This window comes from Chryseobacterium sp. C39-AII1 (assembly GCF_039672645.1).
Lineage (GTDB): Bacteria > Bacteroidota > Bacteroidia > Flavobacteriales > Weeksellaceae > Chryseobacterium.
This window is the reverse complement of sequence record NZ_JBDFPQ010000018.1, coordinates 1-19,245: the sequence shown is the minus strand read 5'-3', so window position 1 is coordinate 19,245 and position 19,245 is coordinate 1. Positions and strand designations below refer to the sequence as shown.

The window sequence follows — 19,245 nt, the reverse complement described above, 5'->3', positions numbered from 1 at the left end:
GAGGATTTTAGAGTTTTTCATTCTTTCTAAACTCAAACACTCCCACGCTATAACTCTAAAACATCATATAAGCTGTTCCATACTGGAAACACTTTTGTTTTTCTGGTAGCTCTCCAGTTGTTTTCTTACATATTTTAAAGCAATTGGGGCAAGATAAATCATGGCAGCACCTAAAAGTTTCTTTTTCCAGTTAGAGCTTTTCATGTTCTTTTTAGCATAGTTTCCTACCAAAGCAGTTACGCCCAATCTTACTACGCCGTCTAAAGCGTTTCCTGAAAAGGCAGAACCTGCAATGCCCATTGCTGTATTTTTGCTCAGTAAAATATCTTTTACTTCTGAGGTAACCTGTTTGGCGATAACATCTTTGCGGATTACCACTTTTTCTTCACCGTTTTCGCCTACCTTTTCCTGAAGATATTGATCCGTCAGTCCGTTTGTAAAGGCGCTTAAGCTTTCTTTTGTGTTTTTAAATGTCAAAAGATTTTCAAGATCATCAATTTCCCCCTTCAACAGCTTTTTCTTTATTCTTAATTCATTTAAATTTTCGTAGTTTCTCCCCATAGTTTAGTGGTTTAAAAATTTAATAACACTGTCTGCCACAGTATTTACAATCTTATTCTTAAAGATAACGATAAAAATCATGATTACAAAATAAAATGCAGCCACTATCAGAAAGCCGAAAGAAGTATTATTCAGTGCTTTACCGATAAGAAATGCTATTCCAAAATTGAAAAGAACAATAAAAAAGGCAAAAGCAACAAGCAGTACTACGAAATAGGCAATCATTCCTGCAGAAAGGGAAGATTTTTCGGTTGCCTCAATTTTTAAGAGGTCAATTCTCTTCGATGCGTATTCTTTAATAGTCTCTATCATTGTTTTTTTTTAAAAGTTACAAAAAAAGGAACTTTAATTTCCAAAGTCCCTTTTAATAATTTAATCAGAAATTAAATTATTTATTTTTTAAGATCGTTTAATTCTGCCTCTACATCTTTTACTACGTTAGTTGTCTGAGACACAATTTGATCTTTGTATTTATCGTAACCGTCTTTTACTGTGTGTGCTACACTGTTTGCTGTTTCTTTGAAAGTAGAAGAAATATTATTGTATTGATCTTTTACTTTTTCAGAAACCTCACCGTATTTATCTTTAGCCTGATCTTTAAGATCATTCGCCTTATTTTTGATTTTCTTTCTTGTTTCTTTTCCTTCTTCAGGAGCGTAAAGCATTCCTAAAATTACACCCGCCGCAGCACCTGCAAGAAGTCCTGCCAATATACCCGCTGTATTGTTTCCTTTTCTAGACATTTTTCGTTTTTTTAATAGTTAATAAAGATTAGTTTTTACACTGATAAAGTCTACAATTAACATACCAAAGGAGCCAAATGTCGTAATAAAAGTTGTTAAATCTTTTCGATGTGAGATAAAATAGCGTCTATTGTTTCTTTTTTCGTCAGATTCGTATTATCAATGACAAGAGCGTCTTCTGCCTGACGTAATGGCGCAATTTCTCTTTCGCTGTCTATTTTGTCACGTTCAATCAGATTTTGTTTTACCTGCTCTTCATCTGCTTCAATTCCTAAACTTTTCAGTTCGAGAAATCTTCTTTTAGTTCTTTCATCGATGCTTGCTGTTAGGAAAAACTTGTAATCTGCATTGGGTAAAACAACCGTTCCAATATCTCTTCCATCCATAATAATTCCTCCTTTTTCGGCTAAATTACGTTGGGACTGCAACAGAAAATCTCTCACTTCTTTTTGCTTGGCAACCAAACTTACATTGTCTGAAACTTCGTTGGTTCTGATTTGTTTTGAAATATCAATATGATTAAGGAAAAGAATTAATCCTCCTTCCTGATTTTTAAATTCAAGATCAATTTGATTTAAATTTGAAAATAACTTATTTAAATCAATAGATCCTGCTTGATCGGTACAATTTTGTAATGCAAACCAGGTAACCCCACGATAAAGAGCCCCTGTATCAAGATGAATAAGTCCTAATTTATCGGCAATAATTTTTGAGATTGAACTTTTTCCGGTAGACGAGTACCCATCGATAGCAATTACAGGTTTTTTCATACCGCAAATTTCAAAAATTTTTCTTTAAAATCAAGAAAACCTTAAGAAAATCTCTTAAGGTTTTTGTTTTATATTGTTTATCAATAGGATCTGAATTAATATCCTGCATGGCTGCTTAAATCTACCGAAACACCTATCTGATTGACATTCGAAGCGTTATGATATCTTATGTGCGCATAATCTAAACGGAATCTCGCAAGCTTAATCCCAAAACCACCGGAAAGTCCGGAAAAGTTTCTTTGATCTGCAACGGCCATTTCATTTCCTCTTTTTACATTGTAACCTAGTCGAATGTTGAAATTTTTCTCAGGAAATAGCTCTGCACCCACAGAAAAGTGATCGGCGATTTTTCTTCCTACATTTACTTCCTGTCCGTCTACATTATAGGGGGAAGAAATATCAAACTCCTGCAAATCGTGAGCGGTAATAGTAATCGCCAAAGGAATTGCCTTCAACGTTCTTGTATATCCAAGATCGATTCTGAAAGGTAGGTTTTCTCTTGTGCCGTTAAATGATTTAAACTGATATCCGAAATTTCTTAAAACTAAAGAGGCAACTTCCTTACTTTTCTTATTGTGATAAGTGATTCCGGCAGTTCCTGCGATGGCAGAAGAAGTATAATTATCAATTTTTGAAGTGATGAAATTTAGACCTCCACCAATCGTCCAGTCTTCTTCAAACTGGTAAGCATATCCTGCTCCGATAGCAACATCAGAAGCTGAAAATGTTCCGTTTTCGTAACCGCTTTCATCTGTTCTCGGGATACTCCCGTAGCTCATATATCGTGCATTGACGGTGGCCATGTGACCGTTTTCAAAGTCTCGGGCATAGGCTATGGTTCCGTATTTGGAGTCTGCCAGATATGCAGCTCCGTTAACAGAAAGCTGTTTATCAGAATCTTTATTTAACAACGCCGGGTTTGCAATCGCAAAGGAAGCATCATAATCTCTTATGGTAATTGCATCTCCACCCAAGGCAGCCTGTCTTGCAGACACAGGAATGTTTAAGAAAGGATAAACATTTGCTCCTGTTTGTGCATAAGAAACAATTCCTGACAGAAATAATGAAAAAATGACAATTTTCTTCAATTCAGTTTATTATTAATGCAAAAATAATCCTTTTTCGTACTTTTCAAAATATTTATCACATTATTTATACGTAAATAGTTAAGTTTTGTGAAAATTGTGGTTTTCATTTGATTTTGAAGTGGAAATCGGGAGGAAAAACATTGTATTTTTTGGCTGATTTTGAATTGATGGGCAATCCCTAGCCCCGATTGCAGCTTTGTTTGAGCTCATTTTCCTGGTTTCGGCTGCGGCTGGCTTTGCCAGCCGCAGCCGAAACCAGGAAAATAGCGAGTGCGAAAAGCGGGAAATAGCTTCTTGAAAAAGAAATAAGGAGAAAAATTTTCAATAATAATTCAGAAAAAGCCTTTATTAAAGGTATGAAACACCACTTTTAAAATTTATAATCTATAATATAAAATCAACCTTATTAATGATTATATTTGCAAAGTCAAATTTTGACGCATTCTAACGAAAAAAAGTTATTTAAAATAAAGATGAAATATAAAAGAATCCTTCTTAAACTGAGTGGTGAGGCCTTAATGGGTAACAGACAATACGGTATTGATACGGACAGGCTGCAGGAATATGCTGCTGAAATCAAGAAAGTGGTAGAAAAAGGCTGTGAAGTTGCCATAGTAATTGGAGGAGGAAATATTTTCCGTGGTGTTGCAGGTGCTGCAAAAGGTATGGACCGAGTGCAGGGAGATTATATGGGAATGCTTGCTACAGTAATCAACGGAATGGCTTTGCAAGGCGCTTTGGAAGATGCAGGAGTGAAAACCAGACTTCAATCTGCTATTGAAATGGACAAAGTGGCGGAACCTTTCATCAAAAGAAGAGCGGTAAGACATCTTGAAAAAGGAAGAGTAGTGATCTTCGGAGCAGGAACAGGAAATCCTTATTTTACCACAGATACAGCGGCAACATTAAGAGCGATCGAAATTGATGCTGATGTAATCTTAAAAGGAACGAGAGTAGACGGTATCTACGACAGCGATCCTGAAAAAAATGCTGACGCGGTAAAATATAATTCTTTATCTTTCGACGAAGTTTATGCTAAAAACCTTAAAGTGATGGATATGACAGCATTCACGTTAAGCCACGAAAATAAATTGCCAATCATTGTTTTTGATATGAATAAAGATGGTAATTTAGAAAAAATTGTAGACGGAGAAAATGTTGGTACTTTAGTTGACTTATAAGTTAAGAGCCAAGTAAAAAGTAAAAAGAGCCAAGTGGAATAAAAACTACAAAGTTAATAAGTAAATGAACTTTGTAGTTTTAACCTGTTTCTTTTTACTTGAATCATTTATAAATGTGTAATTTATCAAATTTTTATTATATAATGGAAGAATTAGATCTTATAGTAGAATCTGTACAGCAGGACATGGAAGCAGCTATTAAGCACTTGGATCATGCATTTCAAAGAATCAGAGCGGGGCGTGCGTCTACAGCAATGGTTCAGGATGTGATGGTAGAGTATTACGGGGCTCCGACTCCGCTTAATCAGGTGGCTAACGTTTCTGTACCGGATGCCATGACAATCTCTATTCAACCTTGGGACAGAACAGCGATTAACGCTATTGAAAAGGCAATTATTAACTCAAACTTAGGTTTTGCACCTTCTAACAACGGGGAAAATATTATCCTTAATGTACCGCCTTTAACAGAGGAAAGAAGACGTGAATTGGCAAAACAGGCTAAGGGAGAAACTGAAGATACAAAAATCGTTGTAAGAAACGCAAGACAAAATGGTTTGAAAGAACTTAAAAAGTTAGACGGTGTTTCTGAAGACCTTATTAAAGGGATTGAAGCAACTATTCAGGAGCTTACAGATAAATATGTGAAAGCTTGTGATGATCATCTGAAAGTAAAAGATGCTGAAATTATGAAAGTATAATTTTCAGTCTTGAAAATATAAAAGAGGTTTCCGCTTTGGGAACCTCTTTTTGTTTTATAAGCAAAGTACTTTGTCTTTTTTATCTTTATTTTTCAGAATGGTTTGGTAGGTTTTCATCAATTCTTTTACATCACATTTTCCTTCTTTATTCGGAACCGTTTCGGGATCTACATTTTTACCGGCTGATCTGATGATGAAGTTTTTCTCTAAACACTGGATCGGATTATCGTTTTGCAGATAAATCCTTTGTTGATTGATACTGTCTTTTGTAATCGGTTTTTCAGGAGTTCCACCATCAAATTGCCATAATGTATCATCTTTAAAAATAAAAAATACCTTGTCATTTTTCACATAATATTTTGTGACAGAAGAAAAGTGACTATCCGAAAAAAAGTGTTTTACCATTTTCAGGCTCTTGTTTTCATAATAGAAATACACGTCACCTTCTATTTCTTCACAGTTATAATCAAAGCCGGTTGAATCGAGTTCTTTAGCTAATAATTTATTGTTGAGAAGAGCAAATTCTTTCTTGATTTCATCGATGTTTTGAGGATTTTCGTTTGATTGGGTTGAATCATTTTTAACGGTCAAACTATCTTTTGAAGGTTTATTTTTAATAGCCGAGTTTGATTCTTTTTGGCATGAAATAACCAATGCGAGGCAAAGTGTTGTGATTACAATTTTCATATAATAAATTTGGTTGCCCAATAATACGAAAAAAATATACTTCAGATAAAGAAAAAAGCAGCTTCAAAACCGAAACTGCTGTTATTTTTATTAAAATTAAACTGTCTATTTACAGTTTTCGTTATAATCATAAATTACTTCGTTTACAATAGATAACTTGTCTACGGTTGCATTTTTAATCTCATCTCTGATGAATTTTCCAAGTCCAGTTCTTTGCTTTTCTTCATTTTTTAAAGAACCATATTCACCTTTTGTCATTTTTCCTTTGGTGAAAGGGCAGTCTGCAATCGCTATTTTTACTTTTGCAGGCGTAAAATCTTCAACTTTTCCTCCTTTTTTTGAATAAACATAATTAGGATTGTTAATCAGCCTGTCAGATTCCTGCTTGGTAATAGCTTGCGAACTGTTGGATAGTAATGCCGTTGGATAACCGTATAATTTATATACTTTAATCTTACCTTCTATTACCAATTCTGCAAACTGAGAGGTTCTTGTAAGGTTATTTAAGGCTTTAAAACCTGCGCCCAATCCTGTAGAGCTTTCAGAGCTGTTAAGTGCTTCTCTGGTATTGGTATATTTTATAGATTGAAAAACTCTTGGCGTATCACCTTCAAAAAGCATATATTCTTTAATATCATCGGCATCATACGTTTTGAATTTTATTCTGTTTTTCGTTTTATCGATGTCTGAAACTGCGGCAAATTTAACTTTCACCTGATTCTGCCACGGACTGGAATAACCACCATATAATTGTACAACCCCGTCTACTTTTTTTCCGGCTTTATCGATGATATAACCATATTTTTCACCATTGTATGTTTCAGTTTCTTCCTGAGCATAAGCATTGAAAGAAGCAAGGCTTAATAAACCCACGAGTAAAAATTTCTTCATGTTATTAATTTTAAATTCGGACAAAGATAATTTTTTATCCTTAATTAAAGATTAAATAAATAAAATTAATATACCATAAAAAAGATCCAGAAAACTCTGAATCTTTTACTATTATTTCGAAATTTTTAATTAAATAATTATTGATAACGTTTGTGTTCTTCGCTTTTTACAAACAGCTTTCTGATTGGTTTAAAGAATGCTTTGTATTTTTCAGCATCAAACAACTGAGAGTCGGTAAGTGCCTTAAATGTCATCCAGATTCCGAATGGCAGCAAAATCATATTCGGAAGCCATGCCGCAAGATAAGGATCCATTGTTCCGCCCCATGCAACATTTTCAATTCCGAGATTCATTACATAAAAGATGATGAAAATAACGATGGCAATAATCACAGGAACTCCCATTCCTCCTTTTCTGATGATGGAACCTAAACTCGCTCCAATCAAAAAGAAAATAATACACGTCACAGAATAAGAAAGAATTCTCTGCTGGTAAATAATAACTTTACTGAAGTATTTTACATTTTGTTTGATCTCAGTAGTTTTCCCATCCACCGTATTTTTTAGATTATCCAGTCTGCTATGTGCATTAAAAATCATTTCAAGCTTTTTATTGCTTTTTACTGTGTCTAGCTTTACCTGCTGTTTGGGTTTAGCTTTAGACTTATTTTGATCCATATAGCCAATTACAGGGTTAGCCTGATTCATAGCGTCGCTGCTTACCGTGGTAAAAAACGTCTGATTATCTTTCTTGATTTTCGCAATGGTCGTATTAAGCTCGGTATAGGTATTGAAACGATAATCGTCTGTAATTTGTTCTTTTTCAATGGCCTGATTAATGATTTCGCTAATGTCGAAATGCGAAACCAACGTATCGAATTTTATCGCCTGATCGGGTTGTTTCTGCCTTGCGTCGCCACCTTTAATATTGTCTTCATAAATATATCCGTTATATAAAACCAATTTCAAAAAGTTCTTATTGGCAGCCGGAGCAAATTTCCCTTTTTCAGCAACGATGGTCTGTTGATTTTCGTAGTTACTTGCTTTTTTATGAACGAAAACCCCTTCTATGTTTTCACCGTTTTCACCATAAATCTTATCAAATTTCACCATATATCCGGGAAGCTGATCGAGAAACTGACCGGGAGTGAAATTCAATGCGGGTTTGGTTTGTGCGATGTTAAAAAGCATATTCTTTGCCTTCTTCTGGAAATCCGGAATAATATTATTAGAGAAGAAGTAGAGTAGGATAGCGAGAATGGTGGTTACGCCAAATAACGGCAGCATTACTCGTGTTAGTGAGATTCCGGCGGCTTTCATCGCGGCAAGCTCGTACCGCTCTCCAAATTCTCCGAAGGACATGATGCTTGCCAAAAGAATCGTCAACGGAAGTACCAAGCTGACGACGCTTACCCCAAGATAAAAAAGTAATTTAAGGATTTGCCAGTAGCTTAATCCTTTTCCCATAAATTGCCCCAATTGAACCCAGATAATGTTTACAATAAAAATGAAAAACAATACGCTGAATATAAAGAAAAACGGTCCAAAGAAGGTTTTTATGATATATCGATCTAGTATTTTTAACATGCGCCAAAATTAATGAAAAAGCCACAAAGTTTTCTTTGCAGCTCTTATATTTTATGAAATTTTTATGAAAGAAAATGGCTTCTACGCTAAATCGCTCATCTGCCTTATTCACTTTCTTTATTTTACAATTCTGTAATCACGTAATTTTTAAACTTATTCTTATCAAAAACAAACATATTAGGATCTAATTCCTGATTTTCTTTGTATTCTTTAATAGCAATTACGGCAACATCTTTATTGTTTCCGTGTTGTTCTAGTTTTACCATTTGCTTTTTCGCTGAATCTACAAAAAGATAAACATATTTTAATCCGTTTGCTTTTACAGGAGTCAGTTTTATGAAATCTGCATTCACGCCATTTACGTTTTTCTTACCTCCGTACGTTACATTATAATCGTTTCTGTAGGTGGTAAGATAATTGATAGGAGAGAACATGGTACTGCTTCCGTTAGGCTTGGCAATGGTAACTTCCATATCATCGGCGCTGATGTTGTAGATTTTATTGCCGTCAAAAATCTGTTCAGTATCCATGATCTTCAGTTTGTATTTATCGCCTGCTGTGTAATAAATTCCGGGTTCTGTTTTAGCAACCTGACCGTTTACACCGCTTCCGAATGAAAATTTGAAATACGAATTCTTTTTAGATTTATAATTTGCCGTAATGTCGTCTAAGATTTGTTTAGCCTTCGCATCAATTTTCTGTGCGTTAGAAAAACCAACGGCTCCCACAACAAAACTTCCTAATATAATTTTTGAAATAATACTTTTCATTTTTTTCTTAATCTTTTAATTTTAGATTTTTATAAGTCTTAAAGGTTAAATCTAAATCCTTTATTTATGCTTAACTGCGCAGGTCTTCCAAAAACTGTTCCAAAGAATGAAGATCGCTGATAATAACTTCTCTTGCTTTTGCGCCATTAAAACCGCCTACAATTCCGCTAGCTTCCAGCTGATCCATAATTCTTCCTGCTCTGTTGTAGCCTAACTTTAATTGTCTCTGAAGCATAGACGTCGAACCTTGCTGAGTCGAAACAATAATTCTTGCTGCTTCCTCAAACAACGCATCTTTTTCATTTGGATCAAAAGCACTTACCGTACTTGTAGAATCTTCAGAAACATATTCCGGAAGGATAAATGCCGAAGCATATCCTTTCTGTTCGCCAATAAATTCTGCCAATCTTTCAACTTCAGGCGTATCTACAAAAGCACACTGAAGTCTTAAAATTTCATTTCCATTAAAATAAAGCATATCTCCTTTACCAATCAACTGATCTGCACCCGGCGAATCTAAAATCGTTCTTGAATCCACACTCGAAATTACTCTAAATGCCGCTCTCGCAGGGAAGTTGGCTTTAATCATACCTGTAATTACGTTTACAGAGGGTCTTTGTGTTGCAACAATTAAGTGAATTCCAACCGCTCTCGCCAGCTGTGCTAATCTGGCAATTGGTAATTCTACTTCTTTTCCGGCTGTCATGATCAAATCGGCGAACTCATCCACTACCAAAACGATGTATGGCAAATAATGGTGACCGTTTTCAGGATTTAATTTTCTTTCCGTGAATTTTTTGTTGTATTCTTTTAAGTTTTTACAGAAAGCATTTTTAAGCAAATCATACCTCGTATCCATTTCGATACAAAGAGAGTTCAGCGTGTTGATTACTTTATTCGTGTCTGTAATAATCGCTTCTTCCGCATCAGGAAGTTTCGCTAAATAATGTCTTTCAATTTTAGAATATAAAGAAAGTTCCACTTTTTTAGGATCCACCATTACGAATTTCAGTTCGCTTGGATGTTTTTTATAAAGAAGGGAAGTCAAAATTGCGTTAATCCCAACCGATTTACCTTGTCCCGTTGCACCCGCCATTAGTAAGTGAGGCATTTTTGAAAGATCGGCCATGAAAATTTCATTCGAAATCGTTTTACCGAAAACAACAGGCAAATCCATATCTGTATTTTGGAATTTCTGCGAGGCAATCACCGAACGCATAGAAACCATCGTAGGGTTTTTTCTTGGTACTTCAATCCCAATCGTTCCTTTTCCAGGCATCGGAGCAATAATTCTGATTCCTAATGCCGAAAGATTTAACGCAATATCATCCTGCAGTTTTTTAATGGCTGCCACACGAATTCCCGCTTCCGGTACAATTTCATATAAAGTAACAGTTGGCCCAATCGTAGCTTTAATTTCAGAAATTCCTACGTTAAAGTTTTTCAGCAATCCAACGATTTTGTTTTTATTTTCTTCTAATTCATCTTTATTAATAGAAATTTCTTCGTTTCCGTAGTCTTTCAACAATTCAACAGGTGGCATCTGGAATTTAGCCAAATCAAGCTTATGATCGTAAAGACCGTGCTGATCTACCAATTCCTGAGATTTTTTGTCGGAATCGTCTAAAATATCTATAACCGGAGCTACCTCAACATTAAATTTAATTTCCTCTTTTACTGCTGTTGAAACTGCTGCAACCGAAGTCGGAGTAGGCGTTGGATGAAGATCAAAAGCCTGTTCCGGAGTTGATGTCGGAAAGTTAGGTTTTGTATTTACGTTTAAATTAATCGAGTTTGAAAAATCATTTTTATTGTCTTCTTCAAATGAAGTATGATTTGGCGTAACGATCGTATCTAAATTGGTAGAAACCGGAACTTCAGGAAATCCTTTCGGAACGCTCACTGGTTCCGGTTCTGTAAATTTAGGAGCCGGTTTTTGAACAACTTCTGTTACGGTTACCTTGGGCTCTTCAGCTTTTACTTGTTGAATTTCTTCTGGCGTTTCAATTTCTTCGATTAATTCTTCGTCTGCTTCAAAGTTTGCATCAGAACTTGGCATCATCGATTTTACTTTTCCAATGGTATTTTCGTTGATTTCGTTGAATTTATTTTTAATCGAGCTGGGTCTTAAATTAAATTCCAATACGAAATACAAGATAATGCTCGAAATCAAAACTAGCCAAAGGCCGTAACTTCCGATAATGGCATTCAAAGAATCCATAATTTGGTATCCGTAAACGCCGCTCAAGACGCCTTGCCCTTTTGTAATGGCTCCGAATAAAATAGGAAGCCAGCAAATGAAAAACAAAGAGTGACCAACGGTTTTCCAAGGTTTGAAGATTTTCTTTTTCAGAATAATTGTTCCGAAAACCAAAAATAAAAAGGCTATAATAAAAGAAGCGACACCGATACTTTCAAAAATGAAAATATTTCCGAGCCAGTCTCCCAATTTTCCAAAAATATTTGAAGATTTTATACTTTTATCGAGCATAGTTCCTGCCTGGCTTTGGTCTGCCTTCCAGTTTGTTAAATAAGAAACAAATGAAAACGTAAGAACTATAGAAAAAAGAATAAACGTGAGCCCCGAAAATACTCGTGGCTTTGATAAAAATTTGCCTTTATCAGGCGATTCCTGCTGCGTGTTTTGTGTCTTTTTATCCATAATATAATGTGGGCAAATTTAGTGTTTTTTCAACATTCAAAGAATCTTTTTTATTTAAAAAGAATGGTAAATTTCGCCTTTCACAAAAGGCTTTTTCGTTTTGTTTTCTCTGAATAATTTTGATTAAAAATATTTAAAATAATTGAATTGTCAGTCTAAATTTTCCTTTGTTTTGATTTAAAAATAGTAAAAATATGTTTTAAACTGTAGCGTAAAACTTTTTTAACTTGTCTGAATGATGTCTTTATTTTTTAGAATAGATTTTGAATACAATATTTTAGCCAACAAAAGAAAAAGTCTTTTAAAACTTTAAAAGACTTTCGATATTGTATAAATTGTAATGAATTTATTTCAAAAGCGACCAAACTAAAACGCCAATTCCGGTGTAAACTGCCACAGTAATAATATCTGCAATGGGTTGTGAAAAACGTTTTTCAGCAATTTTTTCACTATTGATTTGGTTCTTATGGAATTTCAGAATTTTTTTAGGACTACGAATCGGATGGGCAACCAAGCTGTCACTTTCCCAACGATCCACGATTACTTTGTAAGTTTTGCCATCAACTTCAATTCTCACATTTTTATTGGGAGTCAATTTCTCCTGAATACTCATAGGAGCGGGCGGTTGTGGTGAGCTTAAATTTTGAGGCGCTGCCGTGATGCTTTTTGCTTGAAGGGCAATATCATTATTCGCAGTAGCTGTTTTTTTTGATCCGGCTTTTGTTTCTGCTGCGGCTGGATCATGCTGTTTTTTTACCTGATACGTATAACAACTCACAAGAAAAAATGATATGATGATGATATAAAGATTCTTTTGCATTGGCCAAATTTAAGAATTAAACGGAATATTTCGCATTTTCTTTTACAAGATCCTTTTTAAAAAAGTTTAATGATAGATAATTTTATAAAGAAGGTTTGCATAAATCACTTTTTGAACTAGTTCAAATGTATTGCGCTTTCCACGGTATAACTTTGCAAGTGTAAAATTAAATAATTAATAAAATCATTATGAAAAACGCACTTTTAATTATCGATGTTCAAAACGACTATTTCGTTGGAGGAACACATACTTTATATCAACCGGAAATCGCAGGTGAAAATGCGGGTAAATTACTGAAAGATGCTCGTGAAAAAGGAATAGAGGTTATCCATATTCAGCATATCGCAACCAATGAAGGTGCTGATTTCTTTTTGCCAAATACTTACGGAGCTGAAATTAATGATTGTGTAAAACCGTTAGAGGATGAGAAAATTATTCAGAAAAATTATCCGAACAGTTTTAGAGAAACAAAACTTTTAAGCTACCTGAGAGCTTTGGGAATTGAAGATCTTGTGGTTTGCGGAATGATGACTGATGTTTGTGTAGATGCAACAGTAAGAGCTGCGATGGATAACGGTTTTAATACCACTTTAATCGGCGATGCTTGTGCTACTGAAAGCAGAGAATTGTATGGTAAAACAGTTGAAGCAAAAGACATTCATACAGGTTATCTTGCCGGGTTAACGGCTTTGGGCGGACTTTACGCGAATGTAATGACAACTGAAGATTATTTGAAATGATTTAAAAGCTATTATAAAAATTAATTTAAAATTTTCACACAAATGATGAAGTTTCTTTTAAAGACCTGTGTGGTCGCATGTGTTTTCTTAACGTCTGTTTTGCAGAATGCTTTTGCTCAAAGTACAAATTTTGACAACAGTGCGCTTCTGATTATCGATGTTCAGAACGATTATTTTCCTGGTGGAAAAATGACTTTAGTAAATGCTGACGGAGCAGGGCAAAAAACAAAAGAATTGCTAGCTGCTTACAGAGCGAAAGGAAAGCCTGTAATTCACATTCAGCACATTGCAACGAATGCCGGAGCTACTTTCTTTTTACCAAATACTACCGGAGCGGAGATCAACGCATTGGTTACTCCAAAATCAGGAGAGAAAGTAATTGTAAAGCATTATCCGAACAGTTTCAGAGATACAGATTTGCTGCAATATCTGAAAAGTATCGGGGTTAAAAACCTTACAATCACCGGAATGATGACGGATGTTTGCGTGGTTTCTACAACAAGAGCTGCTTTCGATTTCGGATTCAATAATACTGTAATCACAGATGCTACAGCTACGAGAGACAGAACGCTGAACGGAAAAACAGTAAGTGCTGCAAATGTTCAGAAGTCTTATTTGGCGGGATTAAATTCTCTTGGAGGATTATACGCTAAAGTAAAAACAACGGCACAATTTGTAAATGGTCAATAATTTAAAATTTAATTCAAATTCAATAAAAATGAAAAAACTATTCTTAGGATTATTATCTGTAATGCTAATGGTTTTAGTAGGATGTCATGATTCAGACAATGTGAAAAATACTAAATCGGATACTGCATTATTAATTATAGACGTGCAAAATGACTATTTCCCTGGCGGAAGTATGGAATTGGTAGGTGCAAAAGAAGCGGGTGAAAACGCAAAGAAAATGTTGGAATATTACAGGTCTAAAAAAATGCCAATCATTCATATCAAGCATATTGCAACCAACGCAGGAGCTACTTTCTTTTTACCAAACACTCCGGGAGCGGAAATCAATGCTTTGGTAGCACCTAATAAGGATGAGAAAGTAATCATCAAACATTATCCAAACAGTTTCAGAGAAACAGATCTTCAGGAATATCTTAAAGCTCAGGGCATCAAAAATCTTGTAATTACAGGGATGATGACAGACGTTTGTGTAGAGTCTACAACAAGAGCTGCTTTCGATCTTGGGTACAACAATACAGTAATTGGTGATGCTTGTGCGACGAGAGACAGAGAATTGAATGGTGAAGTGGTTCCGGCTGCTACTGTTCACGAATCTTTCCTTGCGGGTATTTCTGCACTGGATAACCTTTATGCTAAAATTGTAAACACGCAAGATTACCTTAAAGGAAAATAATAAAACAAAACACAAATGATTAGTTTTATAAGTAAGGATACCAATAATTATTGGTATCTTTATTCGTTAAAAAAGATAAAATGCTGGAAAAACTATATAAAAACATCGGATTACGTGTTCAATTTTCTGAAGAAGAATTCAAACAATTTTCGGCTCCTTTTGAGCTTAAAAAATTTAAAAAAAGAGAAGTTGTTCTTAGCGAAGGAGAATATTGCCTTTTTGAAGGTTTTGTAACGAGCGGATGTTTTAAAGTATATTTTATGAACGAAGAAGGTTTGGAGCAAACTTTATATTTTGCTGTTGAAAACTGGTGGATTTTAGATCTCGATAGCCTTATCAATAATGTCCCAAGTACTTTAAGTATTGAGGCACTGGAAGATAGCGAGGTGTTGATGATCTCTAAAAAAGATAAGAATTTGTTGTACGAAACTATGCCACAAGTAGAAAAACTCTTCAGGATCATGAATCAGCAGACTTCTATTTCGCTGCAAAGAAGGATTTTATCTCTAATGCATAAAACAGCAGATAAACGTTATATCGAGTTTCTTGAAAAATATCCAACTTTGGAACAAAGACTAACCCAACAGCAGGTTGCTTCTTATCTTGGGATTTCTCATGAATTTTTAAGTAAAATCAGAAAAAGAACTGTCTTAGGTAAATAATTTTCAGGTTAAATTTTCTTTACAATAAGGTATCTATCTCCTTTGGTGCTGTAACATGCTGTATATTATTATTTTAAGTCATATTTAAATATTTTGGAAATAGAATTGCTCAATAACTGGAATAGCTATTATGAATTCATATTTTTTAGAGATTACAATTTAAATTTTTCTCAATTAAAATTCGCTTATTAAGAATGATTCAAAATAGCGTAAACAGGGGCTAAAGTGATAAAAAACAGCTTTTTTTAACGTCTTTGTTATTTTACATGCTTATTTTTGCATGTCAAGTATATAAATCATGAAGAAGCTCCAAGATATTCTTATCTCAACCAGAACAATGGCTGTATTGTTGCTGGTTTACGCGTTCGCGATGGCTTATGCAACGTTCCTTGAAAATGATTACGGAACGCCCACGGCAAAAGCCCTAATTTATGAAGCAAAATGGTTTGAATTAATCATGCTATTGCTCATTCTCAACTTCATCGGAAATATCGGAAGATATAGACTTTGGAAAAGAGAAAAATGGCCGATTTTGGTTTTCCACTTAGCATTTGTATTGATCTTCGTTGGAGGTGCTATCACAAGATACATCAGTTTTGAAGGTACAATGCACATTCGTGAAGGGGAAACATCTAACGAAATTGTAACCGACAAAAATTTCTTTAAAATTAAAATCGAAGAAAAAGGTGATGCTCTTGATTATCAAGATATTCCTTATATGATGTCTCCGTTGCATAAAGATTTCAATGCGACTTATGATTTCCACGGAAAAACGGTAAAAATTGAAGCTAAAGATTATATTCAGAGAAAAAAAGACAGTTTATTGGCTGATCCTAACGGTGCTGAATATCTTCACCTGGTTTCAACAGGAAATACCGGAAGACAGAATATTTACATCAAACCGGGAGAAACTAAATCAATCAACGGTACATTGGTAACTTTCAACAGAGCAATTGATGGCGCAGTTGAATTTAGAAATGAAGGTGGAAAATTGTTCATCAAAACTCCTGTAGATGCAACGTATATGACGATGGCAACGCAGGCGACAGGAAATACAACGAAAGACGAATTCCAGCCTTTGGCAATGAGAAGTTTATACACGATCAATGAGTTGAAACTGGTGGTTCCTGAAGGTCTTAAAAAAGGAAAACTGTTAGCGATTGAAGGTGACAGAAAAAAAGACCAAAATGTCCCTGATATGTTGAAAGTTGAAATTCAGGGGCCAAAAACAAAACAATTGGTTGAATTATCAGTTGAAAAAGGAAATCCGAATGGTTTCAAACAAATCACAATGGATGGTTTGAATATCATGTTAGGTTTCGGACCTAAAGTTTACAACACTCCTTTTGCACTTAAACTAGATGATTTCGTGATGGAGACTTATCCCGGAAGCTCATCGCCGAGTGCTTATGAAAGCCACATTAAAATTATCGACGAAGGAAAAGAAACGCCTTTTAAAATTTATATGAACCACGTTTTGAATCATAAAGGATACCGTTTCTTCCAGTCTAGTTTCGATCCGGACAGAATGGGAACAGTACTTTCTGTAAACCACGATTATTGGGGAACTTTAATTTCTTATATCGGATATACATTTTTATTTGGAGGAATGTTCTTCATGTTCTTCTGGAAAGGAACTCACTTCTGGAAATTAAATAAAATGCTGAAAGATGTAAACAAAAAGAAAACGGCTGCTGTTGTTTTATTGCTTTTAAGCTTAGGTTTGAATGCTCAGAAAATTGAAACACATGGTACTACAGACGGAAGCAGAGAGCATATTCACGTTGAAGGTGATGGTCATACACACGATACAGGTTCTGAAACAATTCGTCCTCAAGGCGCACAGCCTTTTGGTAAAATGAAAGTGGTTTCTGCGGATGAAATTATTGCAAGAAATAAGATCAGCGCGGAGCATGCTGAAAAATTCGGACATCTTTTAGTTCAGAATTTTGAAGGAAGAATTGTTCCTATCAACACCGAAGCTTTGGATGTTTTAAGAAAACTGTATAAAAAAGATGAGTTCAAAGGAACGGACGGCAAATCGCTTACTGCAGACCAATGGTTTTTATCGGTAAATACAGATACACCAAGCTGGACGATGGTTCCGATGATTAAAATAGGTTCAAAAGGTGGTGATGCATTAAAGCAAAAAACAAAGGCTAATGATGACGATTACACGTCATTAATGAACCTTTTCCCGGCAGATAAAAACGGAAATTTAACATATATTCTTGAAAGTGATTACAATGCTGCTTTCCGTAAAAAACCGTCTGAACAGACAAATTATGATAAAGAAGTAATTGCTGTAAACGAAAGAGTTCAGATTTTTAATGAATTTTTCAGCGGACAGTTTATGAGAATTGTTCCTGTAAAAAATGATGCGAATCATACATGGCATTCTTGGTTGGATCAAAAGTTCGAACCAGATATGGAATCTCAGCAGGTAATGGGGCCTTATTTTGCAGAAGTTTTACAGGCTCAACAAAACGGAAACTGGTCTAAAGCTGATGCTGAATTATCAAAACTTTCAGATTATCAGCAAAAATGGGGTAAAGCAGTTGTTCCTTCAAAATCTAAAGTAGATCTTGAGGTTTTCATGAATAAAGTAAACATCAACTTTAAATTATTAATCTTCTATACAATTGTTGGAGGTTTGCTTCTCATTCTTGGTTTTGTTGATTTATTTAAGAAAAATAAAGTTTTAAATAAAGCGATCAAAGTAATTATCGTACTGGGGATTATTGGTTATGCTTTCCATTTCTTAGGATTGGTGGCGAGATGGTATATTTCTGGTCACGCACCTTGGAGTAACGGTTATGAAGCTATCATCTTTATCTCTTGGGTAGGTATTACTGCTGGTTTAATTTTATATAGAAATTCAAACGCTTTGATTCCTGCAGCCGGATTTATGGTAGCGGTTATTATGATGGGGTTTGCACACGGAGGTTCAGCGCTTGATCCACAGATTACGCCACTTGTGCCTGTATTGAAATCATATTGGTTGATCGTTCACGTTGCGATTATTACTTCAAGTTATGGTTTCTTTGCCTTGTCGATGATTATTGCCGTAATTTCATTGGTATTCTATATTATTTCAAATAAAGAAACGTATAAAATTCAACATGATACGACATTGAAGGAATTGGTTATTGTTTCTGAAATGTCTTTAACGATTGGTTTATTTGCATTAACAGTTGGGAACTTTTTAGGTGGAATCTGGGCAAATGAATCTTGGGGAAGATACTGGAGCTGGGACCCGAAAGAAACTTGGGCTTTCATTTCGATCATGGTGTACGCATTTGTATTGCACATGAGATTAGTTCCGGGATTAAGAAGCAAATGGGCATTCCATGTAGCGACAATGTTTGCATTCTGTTCAATGGTTATGACGTATTTCGGAGTTAATTATTACCTAAGCGGTCTGCATTCTTACGCAGCAGGAGATCCGGTTCCGGTTCCGGCTTGGGTGTATATCGGATTAGCTTCAATGGCACTTTTATCGGCTGTTTCTTTCTTTAAATTTAAAGCGTTAAACAAAAAATAAATTCCATTTATAAATAAAATAGAATCCCTGAAATTAATTTTTCAGGGATTTTTTTGGTGCAATATTTAAAGACTTAGGAAACTGAAGCGTTAAGAAAATTAAAAATTAATCCGTTAAAAAATTTCCACTGTTCGAAGAGCGACACAAATGTTCAATCTAAGAATCAATGCTGACATTGCGCAAATTTTAGGAATTTTAGGATTAAAGTTTAATTTTTAACGGAAGTTTCCAAGTCTTGAATTTTTGTTTCTTTTGTTTTAAGACAAAAGAAAACTTAATAAAAAATGCTTCGACTTCGCTCAGCATGACATCGCTACAAATGAATTGCTAATAAAACAGTTAGTATTAGAAATGTCATGCTGATTTCTATGACAAAACCAAGCTATTTATATAATTTTTTTCATAGGGTTTTTGTTGATTTATTACGGCAAAAACTCTGTGAACAATTTTATTTCTCACATTATTCAGTACCAGCATTT

Annotated in this window: 18 protein-coding genes; 7 read left to right on the top strand and 11 right to left on the bottom strand. The window is 34.8% G+C overall.

Annotated features, from left to right (window positions below; genetic code table 11):
- Positions 1 to 63: 63 nt before the first annotated feature.
- From ABEG63_RS19020 to porQ, 5 genes are all read right to left on the bottom strand, one after another.
- On the bottom strand, positions 64 to 561 hold the full coding sequence (locus ABEG63_RS19020) for a phosphoribosyl-ATP pyrophosphatase (protein ID WP_267406273.1): 498 nt from the start codon (positions 559 to 561) through the stop codon (positions 64 to 66).
- 3 nt (positions 562 to 564) lie between these two features.
- Positions 565 to 873: a phage holin family protein gene (locus tag ABEG63_RS19015; protein ID WP_267406274.1), complete on the bottom strand. Its 309-nt coding sequence runs from the start codon at positions 871 to 873 to the stop codon at positions 565 to 567.
- Between the two features lie 80 nt (positions 874 to 953).
- Positions 954 to 1,304, bottom strand: a complete 351-nt coding sequence (locus ABEG63_RS19010; RefSeq protein ID WP_267406275.1) for a YtxH domain-containing protein — start codon at positions 1,302 to 1,304, stop codon at positions 954 to 956.
- A 95-nt stretch (positions 1,305 to 1,399) separates the two neighbouring features.
- On the bottom strand, positions 1,400 to 2,074 hold the full coding sequence (gene cmk / locus ABEG63_RS19005) for a (d)CMP kinase (protein WP_346586913.1): 675 nt from the start codon (positions 2,072 to 2,074) through the stop codon (positions 1,400 to 1,402).
- Between the two features lie 95 nt (positions 2,075 to 2,169).
- Complete coding sequence (gene porQ / locus ABEG63_RS19000) at positions 2,170 to 3,162, bottom strand: type IX secretion system protein PorQ (RefSeq protein ID WP_312396030.1); 993 nt, start codon at positions 3,160 to 3,162, stop codon at positions 2,170 to 2,172.
- 473 nt (positions 3,163 to 3,635) lie between these two features.
- On the opposite strand from porQ, the gene pyrH reads away from it, so the two are divergent.
- Together pyrH and frr are read left to right on the top strand one after the other, a co-directional pair.
- Positions 3,636 to 4,343 carry a UMP kinase gene (pyrH, locus tag ABEG63_RS18995; RefSeq protein ID WP_267406278.1) on the top strand — a complete coding sequence of 236 codons (708 nt, stop codon included), beginning with the start codon at positions 3,636 to 3,638 and terminating at the stop codon, positions 4,341 to 4,343.
- A 143-nt stretch (positions 4,344 to 4,486) separates the two neighbouring features.
- A complete protein-coding gene (gene frr, locus ABEG63_RS18990; protein WP_312393341.1) occupies positions 4,487 to 5,041 on the top strand; it encodes a ribosome recycling factor in 555 nt (184 codons plus the stop codon).
- Between the two features lie 54 nt (positions 5,042 to 5,095).
- On the opposite strand, the gene ABEG63_RS18985 is transcribed toward frr, so the two are convergent.
- The 6 genes from ABEG63_RS18985 to ABEG63_RS18960 all read right to left on the bottom strand — a co-directional run bounded on the left by ABEG63_RS18985 (position 5,096) and on the right by ABEG63_RS18960 (position 12,457).
- The gene (locus tag ABEG63_RS18985; RefSeq protein WP_346586911.1) at positions 5,096 to 5,728 is read right to left on the bottom strand and encodes a hypothetical protein; all 633 of its coding nucleotides are present in this window, start codon (positions 5,726 to 5,728) and stop codon (positions 5,096 to 5,098) included.
- 105 nt (positions 5,729 to 5,833) lie between these two features.
- The gene (locus tag ABEG63_RS18980; protein ID WP_346586909.1) at positions 5,834 to 6,619 is read right to left on the bottom strand and encodes a hypothetical protein; all 786 of its coding nucleotides are present in this window, start codon (positions 6,617 to 6,619) and stop codon (positions 5,834 to 5,836) included.
- 137 nt (positions 6,620 to 6,756) lie between these two features.
- Positions 6,757 to 8,205, bottom strand: coding sequence for an LptF/LptG family permease (locus ABEG63_RS18975; RefSeq protein ID WP_267406282.1), 1,449 nt, complete (start codon positions 8,203 to 8,205; stop codon positions 6,757 to 6,759).
- A 122-nt stretch (positions 8,206 to 8,327) separates the two neighbouring features.
- Complete coding sequence (locus ABEG63_RS18970) at positions 8,328 to 8,975, bottom strand: outer membrane lipoprotein carrier protein LolA (protein WP_312393357.1); 648 nt, start codon at positions 8,973 to 8,975, stop codon at positions 8,328 to 8,330.
- A 70-nt stretch (positions 8,976 to 9,045) separates the two neighbouring features.
- A complete protein-coding gene (locus ABEG63_RS18965; protein WP_346586907.1) occupies positions 9,046 to 11,637 on the bottom strand; it encodes a DNA translocase FtsK in 2,592 nt (863 codons plus the stop codon).
- Positions 11,638 to 11,983: 346 nt separating this feature from the next.
- A complete protein-coding gene (locus ABEG63_RS18960) occupies positions 11,984 to 12,457 on the bottom strand; it encodes a hypothetical protein (RefSeq protein ID WP_346586905.1) in 474 nt (157 codons plus the stop codon).
- A 188-nt stretch (positions 12,458 to 12,645) separates the two neighbouring features.
- Between ABEG63_RS18960 and ABEG63_RS18955 the strand changes: the two genes are divergently transcribed.
- From ABEG63_RS18955 to ccsA, 5 genes are all read left to right on the top strand, one after another.
- Entirely contained in the window at positions 12,646 to 13,197 is a 552-nt protein-coding gene (locus ABEG63_RS18955; RefSeq protein WP_267406286.1) for a cysteine hydrolase family protein, read from the top strand.
- A 42-nt stretch (positions 13,198 to 13,239) separates the two neighbouring features.
- Positions 13,240 to 13,887 carry a cysteine hydrolase family protein gene (locus ABEG63_RS18950; protein WP_312393369.1) on the top strand — a complete coding sequence of 216 codons (648 nt, stop codon included), beginning with the start codon at positions 13,240 to 13,242 and terminating at the stop codon, positions 13,885 to 13,887.
- Between the two features lie 28 nt (positions 13,888 to 13,915).
- Positions 13,916 to 14,560 carry a cysteine hydrolase family protein gene (locus ABEG63_RS18945; protein WP_346586902.1) on the top strand — a complete coding sequence of 215 codons (645 nt, stop codon included), beginning with the start codon at positions 13,916 to 13,918 and terminating at the stop codon, positions 14,558 to 14,560.
- Between the two features lie 80 nt (positions 14,561 to 14,640).
- Positions 14,641 to 15,222 (top strand): Crp/Fnr family transcriptional regulator, encoded by a 582-nt coding sequence (locus ABEG63_RS18940; RefSeq protein WP_267406289.1) that lies wholly within the window; start codon positions 14,641 to 14,643, stop codon positions 15,220 to 15,222.
- 298 nt (positions 15,223 to 15,520) lie between these two features.
- Positions 15,521 to 18,766: a cytochrome c biogenesis protein CcsA gene (ccsA, locus tag ABEG63_RS18935; protein WP_346586900.1), complete on the top strand. Its 3,246-nt coding sequence runs from the start codon at positions 15,521 to 15,523 to the stop codon at positions 18,764 to 18,766.
- Positions 18,767 to 19,245: the final 479 nt, after the last annotated feature.